This is a genomic window from Colwellia sp. MB3u-41, assembly GCF_014076845.1.
GTDB lineage: Bacteria > Pseudomonadota > Gammaproteobacteria > Enterobacterales > Alteromonadaceae > Colwellia_A.
In genome coordinates, this window is sequence record NZ_JACGUT010000079.1 from 295098 (window position 1) to 321412 (window position 26315).

21 protein-coding genes are annotated in these 26315 nt (G+C 39.4%); 11 read left to right on the top strand and 10 right to left on the bottom strand.

Annotated elements, in window-relative coordinates:
- Positions 1-2: 2 nt before the first annotated feature.
- The 7 genes from tdh (at position 3) to recG (ending at position 7978) form a co-directional block, all read left to right on the top strand.
- Positions 3-1031 carry an L-threonine 3-dehydrogenase gene (tdh, locus tag H4J73_RS12545; protein WP_182182328.1) on the top strand — a complete coding sequence of 343 codons (1029 nt, stop codon included), beginning with the start codon at positions 3-5 and terminating at the stop codon, positions 1029-1031.
- Between the two features lie 177 nt (positions 1032-1208).
- The gene (gmk, locus tag H4J73_RS12550; RefSeq protein WP_310649609.1) at positions 1209-1838 is read left to right on the top strand and encodes a guanylate kinase; all 630 of its coding nucleotides are present in this window, start codon (positions 1209-1211) and stop codon (positions 1836-1838) included.
- A gap of 107 nt (positions 1839-1945) precedes the next feature.
- Entirely contained in the window at positions 1946-2230 is a 285-nt protein-coding gene (gene rpoZ, locus H4J73_RS12555; RefSeq protein WP_182182330.1) for a DNA-directed RNA polymerase subunit omega, read from the top strand.
- A 170-nt stretch (positions 2231-2400) separates the two neighbouring features.
- Positions 2401-4518, top strand: a complete 2118-nt coding sequence (gene spoT, locus H4J73_RS12560) for a bifunctional GTP diphosphokinase/guanosine-3',5'-bis pyrophosphate 3'-pyrophosphohydrolase (RefSeq protein WP_182182331.1) — start codon at positions 2401-2403, stop codon at positions 4516-4518.
- 34 nt (positions 4519-4552) lie between these two features.
- The gene (locus H4J73_RS12565) at positions 4553-4945 is read left to right on the top strand and encodes a RidA family protein (protein WP_182182373.1); all 393 of its coding nucleotides are present in this window, start codon (positions 4553-4555) and stop codon (positions 4943-4945) included.
- Positions 4946-5115: 170 nt separating this feature from the next.
- Positions 5116-5823 (top strand): tRNA (guanosine(18)-2'-O)-methyltransferase TrmH, encoded by a 708-nt coding sequence (gene trmH / locus H4J73_RS12570; RefSeq protein ID WP_182182332.1) that lies wholly within the window; start codon positions 5116-5118, stop codon positions 5821-5823.
- A 64-nt stretch (positions 5824-5887) separates the two neighbouring features.
- On the top strand, positions 5888-7978 hold the full coding sequence (gene recG, locus H4J73_RS12575; RefSeq protein WP_182182333.1) for an ATP-dependent DNA helicase RecG: 2091 nt from the start codon (positions 5888-5890) through the stop codon (positions 7976-7978).
- 61 nt (positions 7979-8039) lie between these two features.
- On the opposite strand, the gene H4J73_RS12580 is transcribed toward recG, so the two are convergent.
- Both H4J73_RS12580 and H4J73_RS12585 read right to left on the bottom strand, forming a co-directional pair.
- Positions 8040-10658 carry an immune inhibitor A domain-containing protein gene (locus tag H4J73_RS12580; RefSeq protein ID WP_182223756.1) on the bottom strand — a complete coding sequence of 873 codons (2619 nt, stop codon included), beginning with the start codon at positions 10656-10658 and terminating at the stop codon, positions 8040-8042.
- 22 nt (positions 10659-10680) lie between these two features.
- The gene (locus H4J73_RS12585; RefSeq protein ID WP_182182335.1) at positions 10681-10956 is read right to left on the bottom strand and encodes a hypothetical protein; all 276 of its coding nucleotides are present in this window, start codon (positions 10954-10956) and stop codon (positions 10681-10683) included.
- Positions 10957-11129: 173 nt separating this feature from the next.
- Between H4J73_RS12585 and ubiE the strand changes: the two genes are divergently transcribed.
- From ubiE to ubiB, 3 genes are read left to right on the top strand one after another with little or no spacing between them, the layout of a single operon-like run.
- On the top strand, positions 11130-11921 hold the full coding sequence (gene ubiE / locus H4J73_RS12590; RefSeq protein ID WP_182182336.1) for a bifunctional demethylmenaquinone methyltransferase/2-methoxy-6-polyprenyl-1,4-benzoquinol methylase UbiE: 792 nt from the start codon (positions 11130-11132) through the stop codon (positions 11919-11921).
- Positions 11922-11923: 2 nt separating this feature from the next.
- Positions 11924-12562, top strand: a complete 639-nt coding sequence (locus H4J73_RS12595; protein ID WP_182223757.1) for an SCP2 domain-containing protein — start codon at positions 11924-11926, stop codon at positions 12560-12562.
- 15 nt (positions 12563-12577) lie between these two features.
- Positions 12578-14143 (top strand): ubiquinone biosynthesis regulatory protein kinase UbiB, encoded by a 1566-nt coding sequence (gene ubiB, locus H4J73_RS12600; protein WP_182182338.1) that lies wholly within the window; start codon positions 12578-12580, stop codon positions 14141-14143.
- A gap of 72 nt (positions 14144-14215) precedes the next feature.
- Here the strand turns inward: ubiB and rep are convergent, their stop codons facing one another.
- Positions 14216-16234: a DNA helicase Rep gene (gene rep, locus H4J73_RS12605; RefSeq protein WP_182223758.1), complete on the bottom strand. Its 2019-nt coding sequence runs from the start codon at positions 16232-16234 to the stop codon at positions 14216-14218.
- Between the two features lie 137 nt (positions 16235-16371).
- Here rep and H4J73_RS12610 point away from each other — a divergent pair, with 137 nt between their 5' ends.
- Positions 16372-16620 (top strand): ubiquinone biosynthesis accessory factor UbiK, encoded by a 249-nt coding sequence (locus H4J73_RS12610; protein WP_182182340.1) that lies wholly within the window; start codon positions 16372-16374, stop codon positions 16618-16620.
- Between the two features lie 53 nt (positions 16621-16673).
- Here the strand turns inward: H4J73_RS12610 and H4J73_RS12615 are convergent, their stop codons facing one another.
- From H4J73_RS12615 to ilvG, 7 genes are all read right to left on the bottom strand, one after another.
- Entirely contained in the window at positions 16674-17396 is a 723-nt protein-coding gene (locus H4J73_RS12615) for a helix-turn-helix domain-containing protein (protein ID WP_182182341.1), read from the bottom strand.
- A gap of 224 nt (positions 17397-17620) precedes the next feature.
- Positions 17621-19063 (bottom strand): DUF418 domain-containing protein, encoded by a 1443-nt coding sequence (locus H4J73_RS20580; protein ID WP_259367942.1) that lies wholly within the window; start codon positions 19061-19063, stop codon positions 17621-17623.
- 137 nt (positions 19064-19200) lie between these two features.
- Positions 19201-20772 carry a threonine ammonia-lyase, biosynthetic gene (gene ilvA, locus H4J73_RS12625; RefSeq protein WP_182182342.1) on the bottom strand — a complete coding sequence of 524 codons (1572 nt, stop codon included), beginning with the start codon at positions 20770-20772 and terminating at the stop codon, positions 19201-19203.
- A gap of 35 nt (positions 20773-20807) precedes the next feature.
- The gene (gene ilvD, locus H4J73_RS12630; RefSeq protein WP_182223759.1) at positions 20808-22670 is read right to left on the bottom strand and encodes a dihydroxy-acid dehydratase; all 1863 of its coding nucleotides are present in this window, start codon (positions 22668-22670) and stop codon (positions 20808-20810) included.
- A gap of 230 nt (positions 22671-22900) precedes the next feature.
- Entirely contained in the window at positions 22901-23827 is a 927-nt protein-coding gene (locus H4J73_RS12635) for a branched-chain amino acid transaminase (protein WP_182182344.1), read from the bottom strand.
- A gap of 115 nt (positions 23828-23942) precedes the next feature.
- Entirely contained in the window at positions 23943-24188 is a 246-nt protein-coding gene (ilvM, locus tag H4J73_RS12640; RefSeq protein ID WP_182182345.1) for an acetolactate synthase 2 small subunit, read from the bottom strand.
- A gap of 1 nt (position 24189) precedes the next feature.
- The gene (gene ilvG, locus H4J73_RS12645) at positions 24190-25854 is read right to left on the bottom strand and encodes an acetolactate synthase 2 catalytic subunit (RefSeq protein WP_182223760.1); all 1665 of its coding nucleotides are present in this window, start codon (positions 25852-25854) and stop codon (positions 24190-24192) included.
- Positions 25855-26315: the final 461 nt, after the last annotated feature.

A 26315-nucleotide genomic window follows, 5' to 3' on the forward strand; every position in this document is an offset into this window, starting at 1 on the left:
CGATGAAAGCATTAGCAAAGTTAAAAGCGGAACCCGGCATTTGGATGACTGACAGTGAAAAACCACAATTGGGTCACAATGATTTATTAATTAAAATTAAAAAAACCGCTATTTGTGGCACCGATATTCATATTTACAACTGGGACGAATGGGCACAAAAAACCATTCCCGTTCCCATGGTTGTTGGGCATGAATATGCGGGCGAAGTCGTGGGTATTGGTCAAGAAGTTAAAGGTTTTACTTTAGGTGACCGGGTGTCTGGTGAAGGGCATATTACTTGTGGCCATTGTCGAAACTGTCGTGGTGGTCGTACGCATTTATGCCGCAATACTGTTGGCGTAGGTGTTAACCGGACAGGTTCGTTTGCTGAGTATTTAGTGATACCCGCTTACAATGCGTTTAAGTTACCTGATGAAATTTCTGATGATTTAGCCGCAATATTTGACCCCTTTGGCAATGCTGTTCATACCGCTTTATCTTTTGACTTAGTGGGTGAGGACGTTCTTATTACTGGCGCAGGTCCTATTGGTATTATGGCCGCAGCAGTCGCTAAGCATGTGGGTGCGCGCCATGTTGTTATTACCGACATTAATGAATATCGCTTAGACTTAGCCCGTAAAATGGGCGCTACGCGTGCTGTAAATGTAAGTACAGAAAACTTAACAGATGTGATGACCGAATTGGGTATGAGTGAAGGTTTTGATGTCGGTATGGAAATGTCAGGGGTCCCTATGGCCTTTACTGCAATGTTAGAAAACATGAATAACGGTGGCAAAATAGCCATGCTCGGTATTCCAGGTCAAGATATGGCTATTGATTGGAGTCAGGTCATTTTTAAAGGTTTGACGATTAAGGGTATTTATGGCCGTGAAATGTTTGAAACGTGGTACAAAATGGCGAGTTTAATTCAATCAGGTTTAGACTTATCACCTATTATCACTCACCATTTTGATATTGATGATTTTCAAAATGGCTTTGATACCATGCGTTCAGGCCTTTCTGGTAAAGTTATCTTAAACTGGGAAAGCTAGTTTTTCTGATAAAAATCAATAGGTAAACCCCGACGTTAAGCCAGCTCAATAAAGCTGGCTTTTTTAATTCTCATATCCTATATATCCCCCCAGAACACTGCAACTTTAGGGGTGAAATACCTTATCAATTCGTTATAATGTACATTATTTATGTGTTTACCTCTTTTAAAAGGCAATATTGTGACAACTCCCGGTAATTTATTTATTCTTTCTGCACCTAGTGGCGCAGGAAAATCTAGTTTAATTAAAGCCTTATTATCTCAAGAATCGGCCAGACCGATGCAAGTGTCGGTTTCTCACACCACACGAGCGCCTCGTCCGGGTGAAAATAATGGCGAACATTACCATTTTATTAGTGTTGACCAATTTCAAAAGCAGATTAAACAAAATGAATTTTATGAGTATGCTGAAGTTTTTGGTAACTATTACGGTACCTCAGCATCTGCGATAGATAAGCAACTTGCTCAAGGTATTGATGTTTTTCTTGATATCGACTGGCAAGGTGCCAAGCAAGTACGGATAAAACAACCCAGTGTTACCACGATTTTTATTAGCCCGCCCTCAAAAGTAGAGCTTGAAAATCGCCTTAAGAATCGTGGTCAAGACAGCGATGCCACCATTAAGTCTCGAATGGCACAAGCAAAAGCAGAGTGCTCACACTATACTGAGTTCGACTACATTATTGTTAATAACGACTTCACTCAAGCATTGAGTGAATTAACCACCATCGTTAACAACCAACGTCTAAGGTGTCAGCAACAAGCAATAACGCATCAATCGATGTTTGAAGAATTATTAAAGGACTAACATTACTGTGTCATTATTGCCCCTAAAATAGAACTATATCTTGCTTAATCGGCTGTAGCCCAGTAAACTACGGCACTATTTTATAAATTTTAAGTTGGAGTAACCAAATGGCTCGCGTAACTGTTGAAGGTGCTGTAGAAAAAGTAGGCAATCGTTTTGATTTGGTGTTAATCGCATCTCGTCGTGCTCGTCAAATTGCCACAGGCGGTAAAGAGCCTTTAGTGGATCCAGAAAATGACAAGCCAACCGTTATCGCTTTACGTGAAATTGAAGCCGGTTTAATCACAACTGAAGTAATGAACAGTAGCGATCGTCATGAACAAGTTCAGCAAGATTCTGCAGAGCTAGCCGCTGTAGCAGCCATTGTTGGTGGCGCTCAACCACAGCTATAAAATCTTTTGTCGCCTTATAGCGACAAGATGTAAACTAAACGCGTAATCATGACTAATGATACGCGTTTTTTATTGTCAGTATTTAACGAATAACGTATTGTGTAATGCTGACTCAAAGCATTGACTGGCGGTAATATTTCCGTTCAGCTTAATTATCAAGGATTTAATGCGTGTACCTTTTTGAACCATTAAAAGAACTTGTTTCAAGCTATCTTTCTAAAGTACAAATTGACTTATTAAAACAAGCTTACCTCGTTGCGCGTGAAGCGCATGAAGGGCAAATGCGTTCAAGCGGTGAACCTTATATCACTCATCCGGTAGCGGTTGCTTTGAATTTAGCAAGAATGCACTTGGACCACGAAACCTTAATGGCAGCATTACTCCATGATGTTATTGAAGATACGCCAGTAACTAAAGACGAGTTAGCCGAATTATTTGGCTATACCGTTGCGGAATTAGTTGAAGGCGTGAGTAAGCTTGATAAATTAAAGTTTGATAATAAAGAAGAAATGCAAGCAGAAAACTTCCGTAAAATGATACTTGCCATGGTGCAAGACATTCGCGTAATTCTTATTAAGCTTGCCGACCGCACACATAACATGCGTACACTTGAATCTTTACGCCCAGATAAACGTCGACGTATTGCCCGTGAAACATTAGAAATTTATGCACCTATTGCCAACCGCTTGGGTATTCACGATATTAAAAGTGAATTAGAAGTTTTAGGTTTTGAGGCCCTTTACCCGATGCGTGCACGTGCGTTAAAGTCGGCGGTAAAAAAAGCCCGTGGTAATCGCAAAGAAATTATTAATAACATTCAACAAGAAATCACTGCTCGCCTTAAAGAAAGTGGTATTGATGCGCAAGTTATTGGTCGAGAAAAACACCTTTACTCCATCTACAGAAAGATGCTCAACAAAGAATTAATGTTTAACGAAGTCATGGACATATACGCTTTTCGTGTCATCGTAGAAAATAAAATTGATAATTGTTACCGAACACTTGGCGCCGTGCACAACTTATTTAAACCGATTGAAAGCCGCTTTAAAGATTATATCGCTATTCCAAAAACCAACGGTTATCAATCGCTGCACACTTCGCTGATTGGCCCACATGGTATCCCTGTTGAAATTCAAATTCGTACGCAAGATATGGATCAAATGGCAGACAAAGGGGTTGCAGCTCACTGGTTGTATAAACAAGACGGCGATAAGAGTGGCACCACAGCTCAAATGAAAGCGCGTCGTTGGATGCAAAGTTTATTAGAACTACAACAAAGTGCCGGTAGTTCCTTTGAATTTATTGAAAATGTAAAGTCAGACTTATTTCCTGAAGAAATTTATGTCTTTACGCCAGACGGACGCATCATTGAATTACCCATGGGCGCAACTGCAGTCGATTTTGCTTATGCCGTTCATACTGATGTCGGTAATTCATGTGTCGGTGTTAAGGTTGATCGTAAGCCTTATCCATTAAGTAGAGCTATTGATTCAGGGCAAACCATTGAGGTTATTACTTCTTCTGCCGCTCGACCTAATGCAACGTGGTTAAATTTTGTTGTAACAGCTAAAGCACGCTTACAAATTCGTACTTATCTGCGTTCACAAGAACAAACAGAATCTTATGGTTTAGGGCGTCGTTTGTTGAGTCATGCTTTAGGTAAAGTTAAGATTGAAGATATTGATCAAACAAAAATTGATCAAGTTGTGAAGGAAACAGGTAATACCAATCTTGATGGCCTACTCGTCAATATAGGCTTAGGTAATGCGTTAAGCATCGGTATTGCAAGGCGATTAACCGATGAGTTTACTATAGACAGTGCTGAAAGTGGCTTCGCCGATCCGAACAGCAAAACAAAAATGCCAATAAAAGGCACTGAAGGTATGTTGGTAAGCTATGGTAAATGTTGCCGTCCTATTCCTGGGGATACCATTCTTGCTTACTTAAGCCCTGGCAAAGGTTTGATGGTCCATCAGCAAGGCTGTAGAAACATTAAAGGTCATGAACAAGGTAGCTTATTTCCAGTGAAGTGGGACAGCGACATTAACCGAGACTTCATTGCAAAATTACGTATTGAAATAATGAATCATCAAGGTGCATTAGCGGCTTTAACCAATGTTGTCGCTAAGTGTGAATCAAACGTTCATACATTAAATTCTGGTGAAAAAGACTCAGGTCTCTATGCCATTGACATGGAAATAACCTGTCGTAACCGAGTGCATCTAGCCGATATTATTCGAAAAATAAAAGTAATGATTGATGTTCAGCGTGTAGTTCGTAACAAATAGTCAATCATATTTAACAAATTACCTAGTAGGAAGTATTATGAAAACAATTATCAGTACAGATAACGCACCCAGTGCAATCGGCACATACAGCCAAGCAGTAAAAGTTAATAATACTGTTTATCTTTCCGGTCAAATCCCACTCGTTCCTGCAACAATGGCGGTTGTGTCTGATGACTTTACCGAGCAAACTCACCAAGTATTCAAAAACCTTGTGGCCGTATGTGAAGCCACTGGTGGTAATATTAACGATATGGTTAAAGTGAATATTTTCATGATGGACTTAGCTAACTTTGCAACCGTTAACGAGGTAATGAGTCAGTACTTTCAAAAACCTTACCCTGCCCGTGCTGCGGTGCAAGTTTCTCGTTTGCCAAAAGACGTATTAATTGAAATTGATGGCGTGATGGAATTACCTAACGTAGGTTAATTCAAGCGTTAAACGTTAAAGTATATTACCCCTTAAATATAAGTGTTACACATAACAGTTAAATTTTAGGGGAAGCCGTCAAATAAATTTAAACAATGAGCTTATGTTTTATAAGTGACTTGTTTAAATTTATTTAGACAATGAACCATAAAGTTTAAATGTGAAGTGTAATGACACCTGAAAGATTAGAAAGAATAAATAAGATGCTCGATAAACGCCAACCAGATTTAACGGTTTGCATGGAAGGAGTACATAAATCACATAACCTTGCCGCCGTTGTTCGCACCGCTGACGCCATTGGCGTTAGTGATGTGCATGCGATATGGAAAAGTGATGAAATGGAAGTCCGTGGTGGCAGTGCGGCGGGTAGTCAAAACTGGATAGATGTTCACAACTACAGTAAAACGAGCGACGCAATTGACGCATTAAAAAAGCAAGGCATGCAAGTTTTAGTCACCAACCTTTCTGATAACGCTGTTGATTTTCGTGAAATCGATTACACCAAGCCAACGGCTATTATTTTAGGCCAAGAAAAATTTGGTGCTTCAGATATTGCGCTTGAAATGGCAGACCAACATATTGTCATACCGATGGTAGGCATGGTGCAGTCGTTAAATGTTTCCGTCGCCTGTTCTGTTGTATTATATGAAGCACAACGCCAGCGTCAATTAGCCGGAATGTATAACGCTCCCCGTATAGATGAAAGCCGTCGTCAACGTTTCTTATTCGAAGGTGGACATCCTATTTTCGCCGAAGCCTGTAAACGCAAGGGATTATCTTACCCAATAATTGATGAAGAAGGACAAATCATTGCCTCTGAACGATGGTGGGAACAGATGCAAATGACCCAAGCGGCATGGAAAGCACTCGATAACTAACCCTAGTGTTGCTGAACTTTTAAACCTAAATTTTTAGGTCAATGATAGAAAAGGACTAAAATCCGTGTCAACAGGGCTAGCAAAGCTTGCACAAATAGCCATCACCAGTTTAAAGGGTGTTGGACCAAGCATGGCTGAAAAGCTTGAAAAAGTCGGCTTGCATTCGCTTCAAGATTTACTTTTTCATTTACCCAATCGTTATGAAGACCGGACGCGTGTTACCGCAATACGAGACTGTTTTCCTGGTGTTTTCACTAATATTATTGGTGAAATCACCGGTAGCCAAATCATTAATGGCAAGGGACGTATGTTACTGGTTACCGTTCAAGATGCTTCAGGAACCGTAAACTTACGTTTTTTTCGCTTTAGCGCTGCACAAAAAAATAGCTTAGCATTGGGGCTGAACATTCGCTGTTATGGTGAAATTAAACGTGGCGCTCGTGGTTTTGAAATAATTCATCCTGAGTATAAATCCCTTGATGAGGACCAAGCTTTAACCGAGGTAGAAGAAACACTAACCCCCGTTTACCCAACGACTGAAGGCTTACGGCAAATAACTTTACGTAACTTAACCGAGCAAGCGTTAATTAAATTAGAACGAGGCCAAGTTGAAGAGTTATTACCCGATGAGTTTAATTTGCAAAATTATTCTCTCGCGCAAGCTTTGGCGCTTATTCATCGTCCGCCCCCTGAAACTTCAGTAATACAGTTGGAAGAGGGTAAGCATCCCGCACAGTTACGATTAATAAAAGAAGAATTATTGGCGCATAATTTAAGTATGCTGAAATTACGCCAGTCTAGTGATGCTCATCGATCAATCTCTTTAATCGATGATAAAGTACTCAGTGATAAGTTTTTAGCCTCATTACCTTTTTCACCCACCAATGCTCAAGTAAGAGTGGTACAAGAAATTCGTCAGGACCTGATAAAAACTCAGCCAATGATGCGCTTAGTACAAGGTGATGTAGGTTCAGGAAAAACCTTAGTCGCGGCACTTGCGGCACTCACCGCTATCAGTAAAGGCTTTCAGGTTGCTTTAATGGCGCCAACAGAAATATTAGCAGAACAACATGCCCTTAATTTTAAAAACTGGTTTGAACCGCTTGATATCAGCGTCGGCTGGCTAGCTGGAAAAACGAAGGCAAAAGCAAGACGTAGCGCACTAGAGCATATCGAAAATGGTAATATGCAGATGATTGTTGGTACCCATGCTTTATTTCAAGATAAAGTTATCTTTCATAATTTAACACTGATTATTATTGATGAACAACATCGCTTTGGTGTACATCAGCGTTTATCACTGCGCGAGAAAGGCGCGTTTGACGGTAATTATCCGCATCAATTGATTATGACAGCAACGCCAATCCCTCGCACATTAGCCATGACTGCCTATGCCGATTTAGACACCTCTATTATTGATGAACTTCCCCCAGGAAGAACCCCGATAAATACCATCGCCTTACCTGACACACGCCGTGAAGATGTCGTTGAACGCATTCGAAAAGGCTGTGTAGAAGACAATCGACAAGCTTATTGGGTGTGTACGTTAATTGAAGAGTCTGAAGTATTACAATGCCAAGCAGCAGAAGATACGGCGGTGTATTTACAAGAGCAACTGACAGAATTAAAAATTGGTTTGATACACGGAAGAATGAAAGCCGCTGAAAAACAGTCAGTAATGGAAACGTTTAAAAAAGGTGAACTAGACTTATTGGTGGCAACAACCGTTATTGAGGTCGGTGTTGATGTCCCCAATTCCAGCTTAATGGTCATTGAGAACCCTGAGCGCTTAGGTTTAGCGCAACTCCATCAGCTAAGAGGCCGGGTTGGTCGAGGCAAAGTCGCTTCACATTGTGTCTTAATGTATAAAAGCCCGCTTTCAAAAACAGCAACCAAACGCTTAGCGGTATTGCGTGAAAGTAATGATGGCTTTGTTATTGCACAAAAAGACTTAGAAATACGAGGTCCAGGTGAATTTTTAGGGACCAAGCAAACGGGTCTCGCTGATTTGAAAATAGCAGATTTGCTCAGAGATGCGCATTTAATTCCAGAAGTACAGCAACATGCTTATCTTATTTGGAAGAAGCACCCACAAAATGCCCAAGCAATTATTCAGCGTTGGATGGGCGATCGCGAATACTTTACCAATGCTTAGGCTTCCTTATATAACATTCAGATTTGAAGCTTAAGCAAAGGCTAAGATTGAGCTCAGCGTATTACTTTCTAACGATTCTTAAAAAACATAAAGCCAATAATAAACCAACCCCCATTGAGCCACCGCCACCTGAACTCTTCACTTTTGACGGAGCCACTACCACTGGCGCAGCACTCACAGTAACACTACGTGCGGCTTTAATACTAAGCCCCGTACTATCTGTTAGTGTTAATTCAACATTATAATTTCCAGCCTGAGTATAAAGGTGACTTGGGTTTTGTATATTACTACTACTGCTATCACCAAAATCCCAAGCATAGGTATATTGTGAATTGCCGCCTACTGGGGTTGAGGTAAAGTTCACCGCTAAATCATTCGCTGAATGAGTGAATGATACGCTTAAATCAGAAGGCTCGGTGGAACTTGAAAGTGTTACCGTTGCAGAGGTACTATCAGAGCTTTGCAAATCGACCTGCATACTAAAATCAAGTTTGGGTAAAATCAAACCAGACTCAGGTTGTTCCGGTGAAGAATAATCATCGGAGTCTTTAAATAAACTTGTCGCTACACTGTGGCTGTCACCGCTAAATGGCTGTTGATCATACAAGCTAAAAGCAGCATCATGGAGCTGATACGCTGAATTTCGGACACTACCATTTACAGCTTTAACAAGATTTTGGTCGGCATCAACAACGCCTATAAATAACTTGCCCGCATGTTCATCAACTTTGTTATCAGCAATATTATCATTACGATACCAAAGTAAAACACCCGCATCATAACCGATGTTTTTTAAACGACTATCAACGCTCGTATGGCTGCGTAATTGAATATAATAATGATGAGGTAAACCAGCAACTTTATCAGATAATCGCCTAAAGCCATTCAATGTTGCTTGGTTTTCAGTTTCGCCATCAATGATAATAAGCTCACTTCCCCCATTGGTTACTTTTATTTCATCGGTCACAAAACCATAACCACCTTCTGCTTGGTCAGTCACATAATTCATTTTAATCGTGACACGTTGACCTACAAAGCTAGAGAGGTCAAAAGTTAAGCCGACCCATTTTAAGTCGCCTTCTGCACCAACAATACTGGCAGATTCTCCACTGAGATACTCTCCTAGCAAGGGGTAGTAAGGATTGCTGTCTTTAGTATGATTTCCTTTTATCGCTGTATTGTTGACGAGCACCTGCACGTAGTCATAATCTTGTTCAATTTCCCAACGAGCTTTCATCGATAATGTCGAAGTACCGGCAGGTAAATCGACAGAAAATGACAGACTGTTTTCTAACATATTGCCTTTATCAGAATAAAATTGGTATGCACCGGCATAAGCCACCGGAAAGTCTAATGCTAAAGGAGGTAAATTCACCTTGATTTGGTTAATTGCGTTATGATCAACCGTGCTCACCAAGGAGATACTTTCATTATTTAACGTAGCGAAATTGACTTCACGTTGGTTAATCCAATTACCTTGATAGCGCTCTTGTAAATAATCTCTCGCTAAAGGGCTAAAAGCAGAGGGACGAGTTCCTGCAGGAGTACCTAACCAAGTACCTGAAGCCATGACTGACCACTCTGAAACAGGTGCGCCGATATCACTACTGTCAATATCGTATTCATCAAGCAAACCTAAATCATGTCCAAATTCATGAACAACAACACCGGGAGCGGCATCAATAGGGTTAATTGTATAACCAAAAGCTTTAATATCTGAACCGAGAATAGTTGCCGGTTGTGTTCCTGCTTCATTGAGCACAAAACTACGATGTGACCAAATAGCATCTTCTGCTAAATCTCCGCCACCTGCCTCTTCACCAATACTGGCATGAAAAAGCATAATATGATCAATAATACCATCAGGCTCATTAACATTGCCGTCACCATCAAAATCAAACAAATCCGTTTTATCGTAATCCGACAAGTCAACCCCATTAGCAACAAGCTGCGTTACCGCTTCAACAACAAGTTCCTTAACATTTTGATCATTGTCGGTTTCTTCATCATTGCCACCATAGTAGCTGGCATCGTTTACCGCGGTTACCCAGCCGTTAACGCCACCGGTAAAGAAGAATTTTTGACCTGATTCATGTTGGTAATATTGGAAAGCTGATTCAATATTTTGCCCTGAAGGACCATCAAAACCTGTTGTAGAGAACAAAAGCTCATTGTAATGTGCAGCAGAATAATTTGAATAAAACATATCAGTATCATTAGGAGTTAAGCCATTTTCATCATGTTTGAGATCATTGAAGTCGATCAGTATTGCTAAAATATTAACGGTCGTTTCAATGTCAGCATCCGCCGTTCTTTGTAATAAATGATGTGCTAATTGAGTTTTTTTCAACTCGTTATTAAAACTCATACTTTCGCGAAATTCACGACTATTAAAACTTTCCGCCGCAGAGACTTTCTTTGATAATGCCAACGGCAATACGTTAGGCTTGAATGACTTTTTAGTCAGATAGTCAGTCAATGCTTGTTTTTTCTGCTCATCCGTTGCATTAATCGACAACTCACCTCTTTTTTCTAACCAATAAAGAATGCGCTCTTTATTGATAACGCCTGCATCTGCTGGCGCACTTTTAGAAAAAGCTTTAACTTTATCAACACTTTCTGCTTGTAAAGGTAAATGATTGATTAGCAAAAACAAACCTAATACGTATGCTATTTTCATGAGTTTTCCTACGTGTGAGTTCTTATTTCTGACAGTTTTTAAAGGCCGCATTTTTCTTACGAATATACGCATTGACTTGGCGCTGTATTTCTTCTTTAGATAATGAAGCGTCAATGATGCCATTGCTAACTAACATTTCCTTTAGCTTTTGGACATTCTTAAGTGGCGGAGTCGTTGATTGCTGACAAATGATTTTACGGTTAACGACTTTTTCACTGCTGTTTTCAGCGACTAATGTTACTGCGGTTTGCTGGCACCCCTGTAGTAAAACAATAACTACCAATAAATAAAACTTCATAACATCGCTACCTGTAACAATAATGTTAACTATAATACCGCATATTAATTAACGGATAAAGTTTAACCAGCACAGTCGATTTAATAAAAAACACCGCCACTTGATTTCAAGTGTTAATAATTGCTAAAAAATGCGGTAAACTATCGATAATTTTAGTGATAAGTGAATGTTAGATGACTGCTCAACAAGATAATCATCAGGAAAATAGTTCAGATTCTTCAAGTGACAACACCACACATTTTGGCTTTCAAACGGTAGATAAAAACGAGAAAGAGTCAAAAGTTGCCAGTGTATTTCATTCTGTTGCCGCACAATATGATGTAATGAATGATTTAATGTCTTTTGGCATTCATCGTTTATGGAAGCGCTTCACTATTGATGCAAGTGGTGTACGTCCAGGCAACAAAGTGCTTGATTTAGCTGGCGGTACTGGCGATTTGACCGCAAAATTTTCACAACTTGTTGGCCGCGAAGGTAAGGTAATTCTTGCTGATATTAATAGCTCGATGCTAAATGTTGGTCGAGATAAGTTACGCGATAAAGGTTTAGTACAAAATATTGAATATGTACAAGCTAACGCACAATACTTACCCTTTGAAGATAATACCTTTGATATTGTCACTATCGCCTTCGGTTTACGTAACGTTACTGATAAAGACATGGCTCTGCGCTCTATTTACCGTGTATTAAAACCAGGTGGGCGCTTATTAGTGCTAGAGTTTTCCAAGCCAGAGCACGAATTAATCAGTAAAGCTTACGACTTTTATTCTTTTAACATTCTTCCTAAAATGGGTGAGTTAGTCGCTAAAGATGGTGACAGCTATCAATATTTAGCAGAATCGATTCGTATGCACCCTGACCAAGATACATTAAAAGATATGATGGATTCGGCGGGTTTTGAACAAACCAGTTTCAAAAACCTAACGGGTGGCGTTGTTGCTCTGCACAAAGGTTATAAATTTTAATTGTGATAAAAATTAGCCCTCAGTTAATGCCTCAGCAAATACTCTGTTCAGCACTAGAGTTTGCAATTAACCAAACACTGTTACTCAGTGTTAAGGGGGCGAGTGTCTTACAACCTTTAGAACAAAAAACATTAACCCTTTCATTAAAAGAATTAGGTTTCCCTTTAAGTTTTTCTATTAATGACAATAAGGTTCTAGTAACCCGCTTAATCGAGCGCAGCAACTGTACAATAAAAACCAGTATAAAAACCTTACTTGAACTCAAAAAAGAACAACAGATTACCGAACTGATCAAACAAGAGAAACTCGATGTTCATGGAGACATCAAAGTTGCTCAGGTGTTTGCGAGTATCGCACAATCACTCGAAATTGATTGGCAAACAGAAATAGCCAAACATATCGGTGATATTCCAACATATAAGCTCTCTCAGATAAGTAAAAATTTAACGAAAAAATTTAATTTTGCCACTCAACAAATACAAGCTGACGCTAGCGAATGGTTAGTGCATGAAAAGCGCTTAGTGGTTACTTCAAGTCAAATACAGTCTTTTAGCCAAAAAGTTGCCGATGTATCTAAACAAGCAGATACTTTATCTGAACGTATTCAGCGACTTGCTAAAAAAGCCAGTACGCCAACCTAATTTTCAAGGAACATTGTGAGCAGTTTACGACTTTATCGCATCATTAAAACATTTCTTCAATTTGGTCTTGATGAACTTATCCCCAGCCATATGCTACCTTGGTATGCGAAACTTATGCGTTTTAGCTTGTTTTGGTTACGTAATAAACACAAAAATAAGCCTTCGGCCTTGCGTCTTCGCTTAGCGATTGAATCTTTAGGCCCGGTATTTGTAAAGTTTGGTCAGATGCTTTCAACCCGTCGGGATTTGCTCCCCGATGACTTTGCGAAGGAACTTGCCTTACTACAGGACCAAGTACCCGCCTTTGATGGCGAGTTAGCCAAAGCGATTGTTCTAGACGCGATTGGTGAAGAGACCTTTAATCAACATTTTAGCCATTTTGATACCCAACCACTCGCTTCAGCGTCAATTGCACAAGTACATACGGCAACATTAATACAAGACGGACAGCCTATTGAAGTCGTGCTTAAGGTGTTGCGCCCAAATATTACCGAAACAATTGTAGCTGACGTAAAAGTGATGTCTCTCTTTGCAGGTATTGTTGCCAAATTTTTACCCGATGGTAAACGCCTGCGTCCAAAAGAAGTCGTTAAAGAATACCGTAAAACGATTATTGACGAGCTTGACCTGAACCGTGAAGCGGCTAATGCCACTTTACTCAACCATAACTTCTCTCAAGGTCATGCTAGCGATAGCGTATTATATGTGCCCAAGGTTTATAGTGAGTTCAGTCATATTAACGTAATGGTGATGGAACGTATTTATGGTGTTGGCGTAGGAGAGATAGAAACATTACAACAGCTTGGCGTAGATATGAAATTACTTGCTGAACGTGGTGTTGAAGTGTTTTTTACGCAAGTATTTCGTGACAGTTTTTTTCATGCAGATATGCATCCTGGAAATGTCTTCGTTGATGCGACGAACCCGGGAGATCCGACATGGATAGCCATAGACTTTGGAATTTGTGGAACATTAAATCGTGAAGACAAACGCTATTTAGCTGAAAATTTTGTCGCCTTTTTTAATAGAGATTACCGTAAAGTAGCAGAACTACATGTCGATTCTGGCTGGGTACCCAGCAGTACCAGTGTTGATGAATTCGAATTTGCTATTCGCACCGTTTGTGAACCAATATTTAATAAGCCATTAGCTGAAATATCTTTCGGACAAGTATTAGTGAGTTTATTTAACACCGCACGACGATTCAATATGGAAGTGCAACCTCAATTGGTTTTATTACAGAAAACCTTACTCTATATTGAAGGCTTAGGCCGACAACTATACCCTCAGCTCGATTTATGGCAAACCGCCAAACCTTTCTTAGAAAATTGGGTAAAAGAGCAAATGGGTGTGAAAGCAGTGTTCAAAAAAATAAAAGACAACTTGCCTTTTTGGAATGAAAAGCTGCCTGAGATGCCCGACCTGCTTTATGATTATTTGAAAACAACGCAAGTAACACGTGAAAAGCAAATGCACTTATTTACTGAATTAAAAACTCAACAACACAAAAACCATAAAGTCGTTATTGGTACGTTACTCTTTAGTACCTTGTGTATTTGTGCGGCCATTATATTTCATTAAGACTAAAAGACGGCTTTTAGTCTTACGCTAGCTAAATTCATTAGTATATTTAGCTAGCGTAAAAAAAAACATTTACTTATTTTTCTTCAGCATATCCCGCAAATTCGCTACACCCATTTTGGTGATTTTGTCTTTGTGTTCTTGGCTCTTTTTAGTTTCTGTTAGCTCCCAGCTTAAATCGTCTTGCGGGAGTTCATGCAAGAATCGACTCGCTTCAGTGCGAGAAACTTCACCATATTGTCGACGTTCACGGGCATAAGTGAATATTAATTCTCGTTGTGCTCGCGTAATACCCACATAAGCTAAGCGGCGCTCTTCTTCAACGTTTCCTTCATCCATACTGGTTTGATGAGGTAATAAACCTTCTTCCATACCAATCAAAAATACGTAGGGAAATTCTAGCCCTTTCGAAGCATGCAGTGTCATCAGTTGTACTTGGTCGGCATCATCTTCATCTTCGCCACGCTCCATCATTTCGCGTAACGTTAAACGAATAACAATCTCAGGTAACAACATCGGGTCATTTTCATCATCACCTTCTAGCATTTGGGTCACCCAGCTAAAAAGTGTTGTGACGTTTTTCATGCGCATTTCTGCGGCTTTGGGGCTAGGGGATGTATCGTACAACCAATCTTCATAATTTATTTCACGGATCATCGCGCGCAAAACCGCAGGGGTGTCGCCTCGTTCAGCGTGATCACCCGTTTCAACTAACCAGCGAGTAAAGCGTTGTACGTGCACTAAACCTCGGCCCGTTAAATGCTGCTCAAGCCCTAATTCAAAGCTAGCGGCAAACATGCTTATTTGCCGCATATTGGCGTAATTACCCAGTTTTTCTAACGTAGTTGGTCCAATTTCTCTGCGTGGTACGTTTACTATTCTTAAAAAAGCATTATCGTCATCTGGGTTCACAAGTACGCGTAAGAACGCCATCATGTCTTTAATTTCACTGCGAGAAAAAAAAGACGTTCCGCCACTAATCTTATATGGAATACGATTGAGCATCAGTGACTTTTCTAATAAGCGTGACTGATGATTACCCCGATATAAAATCGCATAGTTTTTGAATTTACTTTTATTTAAGAACTTATGGCCAATAAGCTCTCCAACAACACGCTCAATTTCATGCTCTTCATTTTTAGCCTGAATAACACGTAGCTCTACACCGTAAGCGAGCTGACTAAATAATGCCTTGTCATAAACATGAGGATTGTTGGCTATTAAGGTATTAGCACATTTTAAAATGCGGCCACTAGAGCGATAATTTTGCTCTAATTTAATGAGTTTAAGTTGTGGAAAGTCTTCTCCGAGTAACACTAAGTTTTGCGGCTTAGCGCCACGCCAAGAATATATAGATTGGTCATCGTCACCAACCACTGTTAAGAGGCCTTGTTCTCCGGCAATTAATTTAACTAATTCATATTGGCTAGCGTTGGTATCTTGATATTCATCGACCAACAGATATTTAATTTTTTTCTGCCAGCGGGCACGCACTTCTGGAAAGTTTTTTAATAAGAGGGTTGGCGCTAAAATCAAGTCGTCAAAATCAAGCGCATTATAAGCTTTCATGTGTTTTTGATAGAGCTGGTAGAATTCAGCAAACATCGTGGTGTCTGCATCACCAGCCATTTTTAGTGCCGCGTCAGGCAATAACAAATCATTTTTCCAATTGGAAATCATACTTTGTAATTTGCTGAGTAAGTCTTTGTCGCCATCAAGCTGTTCGTTAGTGAGTTCTTTCAATAAAGACAATGAGTCTTGATCATCAAATAAAGTAAAACCTGGTTTATAACCTAAAGTTTTAATTTCTTTACGAATGATATCAAGGCCCATGGAATGAAAAGTAGAAACCGTGAGACCACGCGTTAAGCTTTTATCCATCATCTTTACCACACGCTCTTTCATTTCTCGGGCGGCTTTGTTGGTAAACGTTACCGCAGCAATGTTACGTGCTTTGTAATCACATTTTTGAATAAGATAAGCAATTTTCTGACAAATAACCCCTGTTTTACCGCTACCCGCACCCGCAAGTACTAAGCACGGGCCAGTAACATATTTTACCGCTTCATTTTGTCCGGGGTTAAGTTTCATCGTATTTCTACTTTAGTTTGTCTGTTTTCTGGGCGCTGATTTTACCCTGTTTGCTCTAAACCGTATAGTGAAATAGCCCTTGGTAAAATCATTAAATGTATTACAATAAGCGCATTGATGAACTATGGATAAAAATAATGTTTAACGCTAAAAAGATTGAAGAAATCGCCCAACAAGTTGCTGATGCTATTCCACCTAAATTCAAAGACATTGCTAACGATATAGAAGAGAAAACCAAAGTAGTTTTACAACGTAAATTATCACAGCTTGACGTAGTGTCGCGTGAAGAGTTTGATGTGCAAACACAAGTATTATTAAAAACGCGTCAGAAACTGGCTGAATTAGAAAATAAGCTTGCTGAAATTGAAGCTAAATTAGCTGAATAACTCGGTTGATTACGATAAGTTATTGTCACAATAACTTATCGCTTAATTCAATATTACAAAGAAGCTGTTTTATATAAGCGCCTTTCTATAATAAAGCCCATAATGCCCATTATAAAGAAAAACACGCCCACGATTCTCAACCTTGCATTTACGGGGTTAGCAATCAATTGACTACTTCTGCGACTATATAGTCGTAAACCTTGGGGTAAGTTCTCTACAAATTCTTCTCCTAAAAATTGAGTAGAAAATATATACTTTACATCCCGACGTTGAGTCATCTCAATCTTCTTTTGGTTATGGATATTAATACTGGCTTTTCGTGGAATTAACTTTTCCCAGTCATCAAATATATCTTTTGGCTCACCTGCCAACACAATCCCTTCTGAGTAGTATTTAAACTGTAACTCAGGAAACAGTATTTTACTTTGCCCTGCGTAAAATAAAGTAATAGCAAATACAATCAGCGCACTACATATATAAAGATACCGTCGTTGATTTAATATTTTTGATTGTTGTTGCTGCTTTAACCAATGTTCAATATCAGGGATTTGACTTAATTGAGTCACTAAGTCGTTTTTGTCAAAATCAGCGATAAACTGAGATAATGATAACTCAAAAGCGGCTAACAACTTTCTAAAGGTATCGTTGGAGGGTATTGATTTATCATTTTCTAACTTGGATAAATATGATTGTTCTATCCCAGCGATACTGGCTAAATCAGGTTGACTCATTGCTTTTGCATTTCTTAATTTTTTTAATTGTTCACCAAGCGTCATTTGCTTTTCCTTTTTAAATAATTATATTGAAATGCCGTCGACAGCAGAACTATTCTTGGTTATTCCTGCAATAATATAAAGGTGAATATTTAAGAATACCGTTGAATATAGTGGTGTTTTTTAAGTTTACTTAATAAGTATAACAATTTTTACCTTTAAAAATAAAAAAGCAGCCAACGGCTGCTTGTTATTTTTACGCATAAACGCGGGTAAATTTACAGCACTTATAACTTCATTGTCTGCATTCTTTTATAAGTTAAACTACGCCATAACCATTCCATTGGCCCGAAACGGTAGCGATTTAACCACCATTTAGACAAGAATATTTGAGCAACAATAATCGCTAAAACAATCAGCATTTGTGGTGCTCTTGATATTTCTCCATATTGACCGCCTGCATAACCATAAAAGATACTGGTTAAAATAACAGAGTGCATCAAGTAATTGGTCAGTGCCATTTGACCCATAGGTGAAAATGCTAAAAAGAATTTTTGCCACTTTTGTTTGTTTAACGCACAAATAACCAAACCTAAATATCCAGCCGACAACAAGTATTGACCCATATAAAAAAGTATTTGCCCTACCCCCTGCAGTATCCCCGAGATCCCTGCCGCAGGGTGCTGTATAATTAAAATACTCGCAATATTTAGTGGAATACCTATACCAAGACCGACACGAGCCAACAGTTTAAAAAAGGTATGGTGCTCTTGGTGTTTGGTTATTTTTTCTGTCACCACCAGCCAAAAACCTAAAATAAATATTGGCATTAAAACAACCAACGACATAATAGGTGTGAACATCAACATAAAGCCAGCAAAACTAAAGCGATATTTTGTTGCCTCCCAGTAAGTGCCTTTCATGAAGGCTGCGTCTTCTTCAGCGATATCGGCGAGTAACTCTTTACGCTGCTCTAACGTATCTGCAATCGTTATTTCTCTTATTTCTTCATCTGAAGGCATAACAAATAAAGTTTCTGCTGATATAGAGTCTAGATCATCAGTGATCTTATTCGTTGGTGTAATAACCTCAACATTGTTTTCTAGTTGTTGCTCAACAACTGTAAAAATATCAAGTTCGTTTTGCCACATTTCTTGATACTTAGGCTCACTAAAAACCATCCCAAAGATAGAGGCGCCGACACTGACAATAAAAATAGGTATCGCGAACCACATTAGTGCTAATTTAAGATAAGCTTTTGGGTCTTCTGTTTTCTTGTAAGAAACCCATGCTAATAAAAGTAAGCCTGCAATAGCGTAGTCATGTAAAATATCGCCACCCCATACGAAAATCATATGAGCTAGTCCGATAATTAACAGCACAACCATACGACGAATAAACCAAGCACCAAAAGGCCTACCGACTTCTTTGGCACGTAAGAGCATAACCGCAAAGCCCATTCCAAAGATAAGGGCAAATAATTTATAAAATTTACCTTCAACAAAACAACGGATTAACCAACCAACCGCATGGTCAATACCCGTTAATGTTGTGTCGTGGGCACCTAAAGAAATAATTGCACGGTTAAACCATTCAATATTCATCAATAAAATACCGACCAGGGCTAGCCCGCGTAAAATATCTAAGGCATCGACACGTTTATGTTTATCTAAGGGTTGCAACTGAGGAGTGGGTATTACTGATTCATCTTCTTGGCTTACTTGCATCATGAATTGTCCATATAATTTTTATGGAGATAGAATAAACTAATTTTTATGCAATTGAAAAGTATAAAATGTAAAAGGCCACTTCAATTAAAGTGGCTTTAGTACTTGATCAGTAAAGGTTATTTAAATAATTTGTCGACTTAACTTAAAAACGCTTGATAAGCTTTATTTTCGGTTTCTTCTTGCCATTCATAACCTAAATCTTTGAGATGATTAAAAAAGGCGAGCTGATCATCATTTTTGACTTCAAAACCGGCTAATACTTGACCAAAAGCCGCACCATGATTACGGTAATGAAATAAAGTAATATTCCAATGCTCACCTAAGGTATCTAAAAATTTTTCCAATGCGCCTGGGTATTCAGGAAACTGAAAACGAAAAATACGCTCTGGGATTGGTGAAGAATTTTGGCCGCCAATCATATAACGGACATGAAGTTTAGCTAATTCGTTATCAGTAAGGTCTGTTGCTCGATAATTTTTTTCAGTTAACTGTGAAAGTAAGTGCTCTCTGTCTTCTTCGCCACTGGTTCTAACACCAACGAAAATATTAGCATTTTTATGACTACCATCAGCTTTTGTTGCATAACGGTAATTAAATTCAGTGATCACTCGTCCGTCTAGTGCATGACAGAATGTTCTAAAACTACCTTTCTTTTCTGGAATTTTTACGGCAAGCACCGCTTCTTTTTGCTCACCTAATTCACATCGCTCTGAGATATATCGTAACGTATGAAAGTTCATATTAGCGCCAGACAGAATGGCAGCTAATGCTTCATTTCCAACACTCGTCTTACAATACTTCTGTAAACCTGCCAATGAAAGTGCGCCGGCAGGTTCAGAAATCACCCGCGTTTGTTCAAATATATCTTTGATAGAGCTACAAATTTCATCCGTTGTAACAGTGATCACATCATCACAATAATGCTTAATGACATTAAAGGTGTTCTCTCCAATTCTCTTTACGGCAACCCCGTCAGCAAAAAGTCCCACTTGTTCTAAGTCGACAGGTTTACCCGCTGCCATAGCGGCTTTTAAGCAAGCAGAATCTTCTGCTTCAACACCGATCACTTTTATATTGGGTCGTAGCTGCTTTAAATAAACCGACATACCTGCCAGTAAACCACCGCCACCGACTGGAATAAAAACAACGTCAACTTTTGGGTGCTGCTGTAAAATTTCTTTGGCAACCGTGCCTTGTCCAGCGATAATATCAACATCGTCAAAAGGAGGAACTATTGTTTTATTTTCATCACGAGCAAAAGCGAACGAGGCTACTTGCGCTTCATTAAAGCTTTTACCCACTAAACGTACTTCGGCGCCAAAACGTCGAACATTATCAACTTTGATATCGGGTGTTGTTATCGGCATAACAATCGTGGCTTTAATACCGAGCTTATTTGCAGCAAGTGCCAAGCCCTGAGCATGATTACCAGCAGAAGCAGCAATAACCCCATGAATACACTGCTCTTCTGTTAAATTAACAAGTTTATTATAAGCACCGCGTATCTTAAAAGAATGAACAGGTTGCTGGTCTTCACGTTTAAGAAAAATTTGATTACCTAAACGTGATGACAACTTAGTGAGCGGCGTTAACTCACTTTCAATCGCAACATCATAGACAGGCGCCAAGAGGATTCTTCGCAAATAATCGAGTGCTTGTTCTTGCGTTGCTTTTGCAAGCACTAAAGCTTGCTGTTCAGCTTCAGTCATTATATATTTTCCAAAAGGTCATCAAGAAATTCACCTTACGCTCCAACTAAGCCATCAAGTAAGTCACGATTACGTACGGCGCCTTTATCGGCACTTGTAGCCAACATCGCATAGTTTTTCAGCGCATAGCTAATTGGGCGTACACGGTTAAATGGTTTCCAAGCATCTTTACCTTTGGCGTCCATATTAGCGCGACGCTCAGCTAATATTGCTTCGCTGACATTTACTGTAATCTCACGATTAGGGATATCAATATGAATAATGTCACCTTGCTCTACTAAGGCAATCGTACCGCCACTGCCCGCTTCAGGAGAAACATGACCAATAGATAACCCAGAAGTACCACCAGAGAAACGGCCATCGGTTAACAACGCACATTCTTTACCTAAACCCATTGATTTTAAGTAAGTGGTTGGGTAAAGCATTTCTTGCATGCCTGGACCGCCTTTAGGGCCCTCGTAACGAATGACAACCACTTCACCAGCAACAACCTTGCCCGCCAAGATACCAGAAACCGCATCATCTTGGCTTTCAAAAACATGAGCTGGGCCCGTAAAGACTAAATTATCATCGGATACACCAGCCGTTTTAACAACACAACCATCAGGGGCAATATTACCGGCTAATACCGCTAAACCGCCTTCCAATGAATACGCGTGCTCAAGTGAACGTATACAACCGTTTTCACGATCGTCATCAACACTATCCCAACGACAATCTTGGCTAAATGCTTTAACCGTGCGGATACCCGCTGGTCCCGCACGGAAAAAGTCAATAACACTTTGGTCTTTCGTTAACGTGATGTCATATTTTTCTAACATTTCATCAAGTGTTAAACCGAGCACGTTTTTGATATTCATGGTTAATAAGTTGGCGCGTGCTAACTCACCTAAAATAGCAATGACACCACCAGCGCGATGCACATCTTCCATATGGTATTTAGGGGTAGAAGGCGCAACTTTACATAACTGCGGCACAATTCTAGATAAGCGGTCCATGTCTTTCATAGTAAAATCGATATTAGCTTCTTGCGCTGCGGCGATTAAATGCAGCACCGTATTCGTTGAACCACCCATCGCAATATCTAAACAGGTGGCATTTTCGAACGCCGCTTTGTTAGCGATATTACGTGGTAAGGCTGATTCGTCGTTTTCTTGATAATAGCGCTTGGTTAATTTTACAATTTCTTTACCTGCATTTAAAAATAATTGCTCACGGTCAGCATGGGTTGCAAGCATTGAACCGTTACCCGGTTGTGCTAAACCTAACGCTTCTGCTAAACAATTCATTGAATTAGCGGTAAACATACCTGAACATGAACCACAAGTAGGACAAGCGGAACGTTCAACTTGATCACTTTGTGCATCAGAGACTTTGGGATCAGCGCCTTGTATCATTGCGTCAACAAGATCAAGTTTGATAATTTGGTTTGATAATTTAGTTTTTCCAGCTTCCATTGGGCCACCGGAAACAAAAATCACAGGAATATTTAAGCGCATAGCGGCCATTAACATACCCGGTGTGATTTTGTCACAGTTAGAAATACAAACCATGGCATCAGCACAATGTGCATTGACCATGTATTCAACTGAGTCGGCTATTAAGTCGCGTGATGGCAAACTGTAAAGCATGCCGCTGTGTCCCATAGCAATACCGTCATCAACCGCAATAGTATTAAATTCTTTAGCAACGCCACCTGCCTCTTCGATAGCGCCAGCAACAAGTTGCCCCATATCTTTTAAATGCACATGACCTGGTACAAATTGGGTAAATGAATTAACAACGGCAATAATCGGTTTACCAAAATCATTATCCGTCATTCCTGTCGCGCGCCACAAAGCACGAGCACCAGCCATATTACGGCCTTGAGTAGAAGTTGCAGATCTTAATTTAGGCATGATAGTTACATTCCAATGAATAATATTGATGAATATTTGTGAAAGTTTTATTTTGAAAGCGACTTAATCAGTAAGCTTTTAAAATAAAACCTCAGAGGTTTTATTTATAGTTTTCTGTGGTAACTCAACTCTGCGTCATTTAGCACTTTAACAAGAAAAGAACACGGAGCTTATAAGTGAGTATTAAGATGCCGATAAAGTCTATATAACAAAGAGTTAAGTTATTGCAACTATTTAACAGGATCTAACCAGTTGTCAGGTACTTCTGTAGTTCCGTTAAAAATACCAAAAAATGCTTCTTGAATAGCTTTAGTAATAGGTCCACGAGAACCATTACCTACCAGCATACCGTCCACTGATTTTACCGGTACAACTTCCGTTGCTGTGCCACACATAAAGAACTCATCAACTAAGTACAATGACTCACGAGAAATAGGCTCTTCACGAACTTCATAGCCAAGCTGCTCGGCAAGAAAAAACACGGTATCGCGCGTTAGACCTTGTAAAATAGAAGCTGTTCCAGGAGGGGTATAAAGAATACCTTTGCGGATCAAAAATAAATTTTGTCCTGCTCCTTCACTAACCATATTATTGATATCAAGTGCGACGCCTTCAGCATAACCATGACGAGCAGCTTCGGCTGAAATCAATTGTGATGAAAGGTAATTACCACCAGCCTTTGCTGCTGTTGGCATCGTATTCGGTGCTAATCGATTCCAACTTGACACCCCAACTTCTACGCCATTTTCAATAGCGTCAGCGCCTAAATAAGCTTCCCAACTAAATGCAGCAATCATAACATCCGCTTTTGCATCAATAGGTGGACGTAAACCCATACCAATATCGCCTAAAAAGGCCAATGGACGTAAATAAGCTGAAGCTAAACCATTTTTAGCGACAGCATCTTTACAAGCTTGAACAATTTCTTCTTGGGTAAAAGGGATATTCATGCGATAAATTTTAGCTGAATCGAATAAACGTTTAATATGTTCTTCTAGACGAAAAATACACGTACCTTTGTGAGTATCGTATGCGCGAATACCTTCAAATACTGAAGAACCGTAATGCAACGCGTGACTCATTACATGTACGGTAGCGTTTTGCCACGGCATGAGTTCACCATTAAACCAAATGAGTTCTGCATTTACTTTAGCCATTTTTTTTCCTAATTTATAATACTTTTAACGAGTTAGCTGTAGTTTAATCACCCAACTAACTCTGAATTTTTATGGGTGCTTGTCGCGCAATGATTATAACTGGTTATGAACAATATTACTGCGTGGTATTTTTGTCTACCTTAACGTCTTTGATATCAATCAGTTTATTAATTTGATCAACCAAAAGTGAAATAGGTCGCTCACTGCGTACCATCAATTCTATCGTACCAATATTAGTCCCTGTATTAACTTTCGCTTTAATACCTTCGATTAGAAAACCGCGGTAGCGAGCAACTTGTAAAATACGTTCTAAAACCACTTGCTTATCATCAGCCTTTATACGTAATTGATAATGATTCATCTTAAGTACTCTCCATCATTTTATCATTGGCTGTATTAGGGGGTACTAGCGGCCAAACATTGTCTGCTGCATCTATTTTAACTTGTAAAAGGTAAGGGCCGTCATGTTCAAGCATCTCTTCTATTGCTGCAGAAACCTCTTCTTTACGACTCACCTGTTTAGCTTTGATATCAAAAGCATTAGCGAGCATGACAAAGTCTGGGTTGTCAGAAAGATCGGTTTCACTTAAGCGCCCTTGAAAAAATAAATCTTGCCATTGGCGGACCATACCTAGCTTGGCATTATCTATTAGCACAATTTTTACTGGTAACTGAAAACGCTTAATTGTCGCTAATTCCTGAATATTCATCATGATGGAACCATCACCAGAAACAGTAATAATGCAATCTGTTGGACGACTCACTTGTGCACCGATCGCTGCTGGTAAACCAAAGCCCATAGTGCCCATACCAGCACTGGTTAGAAAGTTACTCGGATGATCAAATGACATATGCTGTGCCGCCCACATTTGATGTTGACCAACATCAGTGGTAACGCAGGTATTTTGGGGCATTTTTTCACTGATTTCTTTAAGGACGGCTGGCGCAAAAATAGTCTGACCAGGATGATTGTAATCCCAACCAAAATCAGCTTTCATTTGTTGACATTTTTGTTGCCAACTTTTGATTTCTAAAGGAATAGCTAAGGCGGGCAAATTTGTTTTTAAATCACCTAAAATAGCAGAGTCAGCCGCTCGGCGTTTATTAATTTCAGCGGTATCAATATCAAAATGAATAACTTTTGCATTGGGCGCAAATTCACTTAACTTCCCCGTAACCCGGTCATCAAAACGTGCGCCAACAACCACTAATAAATCACTTCCTTGAACCGCTAAATTTGCCGCTTTTGTGCCGTGCATGCCGAGCATGCCTAAGTAGTTTTCGTTGTCTGGTGAAATAGAACCTAAGCCTTTTAATGTTGAAACGCTCGGTATATGAGTAATATCAATAAAACCGCGCAATTCATCAACAGCATTTGCCATGCCGACGCCACCACCCACATATAAAACAGGTTGTTTAGCATGACAAAGCATAGCAATTGCAGAACCAACATTAGCAGGTGGTAAGTTAACTTTATTTTTCAACGTTGATACAACACTGCCTTGGCTAACTACATGTGCCATCTGAATATCTTTAGGAATATCAACAAGAACAGGTCCCTGCCTGCCTTCAAGTGCTATAGCAAAAGCTTGGTGCAATACTTTTTCGAGATCATTAATATCTGTCACCTGAAAGGAATGCTTGGTACAGGCTAATGACAAACCAAAAATATCAATTTCTTGAAAAGCATCAGAGCCCATCACCGAGGTAGCAACTTGTCCGGTTATGGCAACAATCGGAATAGAATCAGCAAGCGCATCAGCAAGGCCGGTAATGAGGTTAGTCGCACCAGGACCAGAAGTCGCAAAACAAACCCCTACTTTGCCGGCGGCTCTTGCATAACCTACCGCTGAGAATGCGGCACCTTGTTCATGACGACACAAAAAGTGTTGGATATCACTATCGGTAAGTGCATCATAAATTGGCATTATAGCGCCACCAGGATAACCAAAAACATGCTCAACACCATGCTGCTGAAGTACGTCAAAAAGTAAAGAACCGCCTGTTTGTTTCTTTTCACTTGTCATCTTTTTTTTAACCCCACCCAACTGAATATATTTTGCATAACTGTTAGTTTGAGCTTTCTCCCTTATGCTAAATTTTTATGATTTATTGATACAAAATATTGATTTAAACGCTGCACGCTATTATTCAAATATTTATCTATAAAAAAACCCCCGTTCCTTTCGGAGCGAGGGTTTGTTTTTTGCTTAAATTTTTCTTAGCTCAACAAACAACCCCGCGATGATTTAATAATCACCACGACGAGAATGCTAATAATCACTGAGCTAAATATTTGCATGTTTATTCAATTACCTTGATTTTTTATAAAAAAAAATGAAAATTTTTTAAATGTGTTGGCTGTTTCACTGCCTATTTAAATTAGTACCATAGCTCTAATATCAAGTGCAAGTTTTTTTATTAGCCTTTTTAAATTTAAATAAAAAATTTAGTTATATGCTCTGTTGGCGCTTTGAATAAAGTCTGC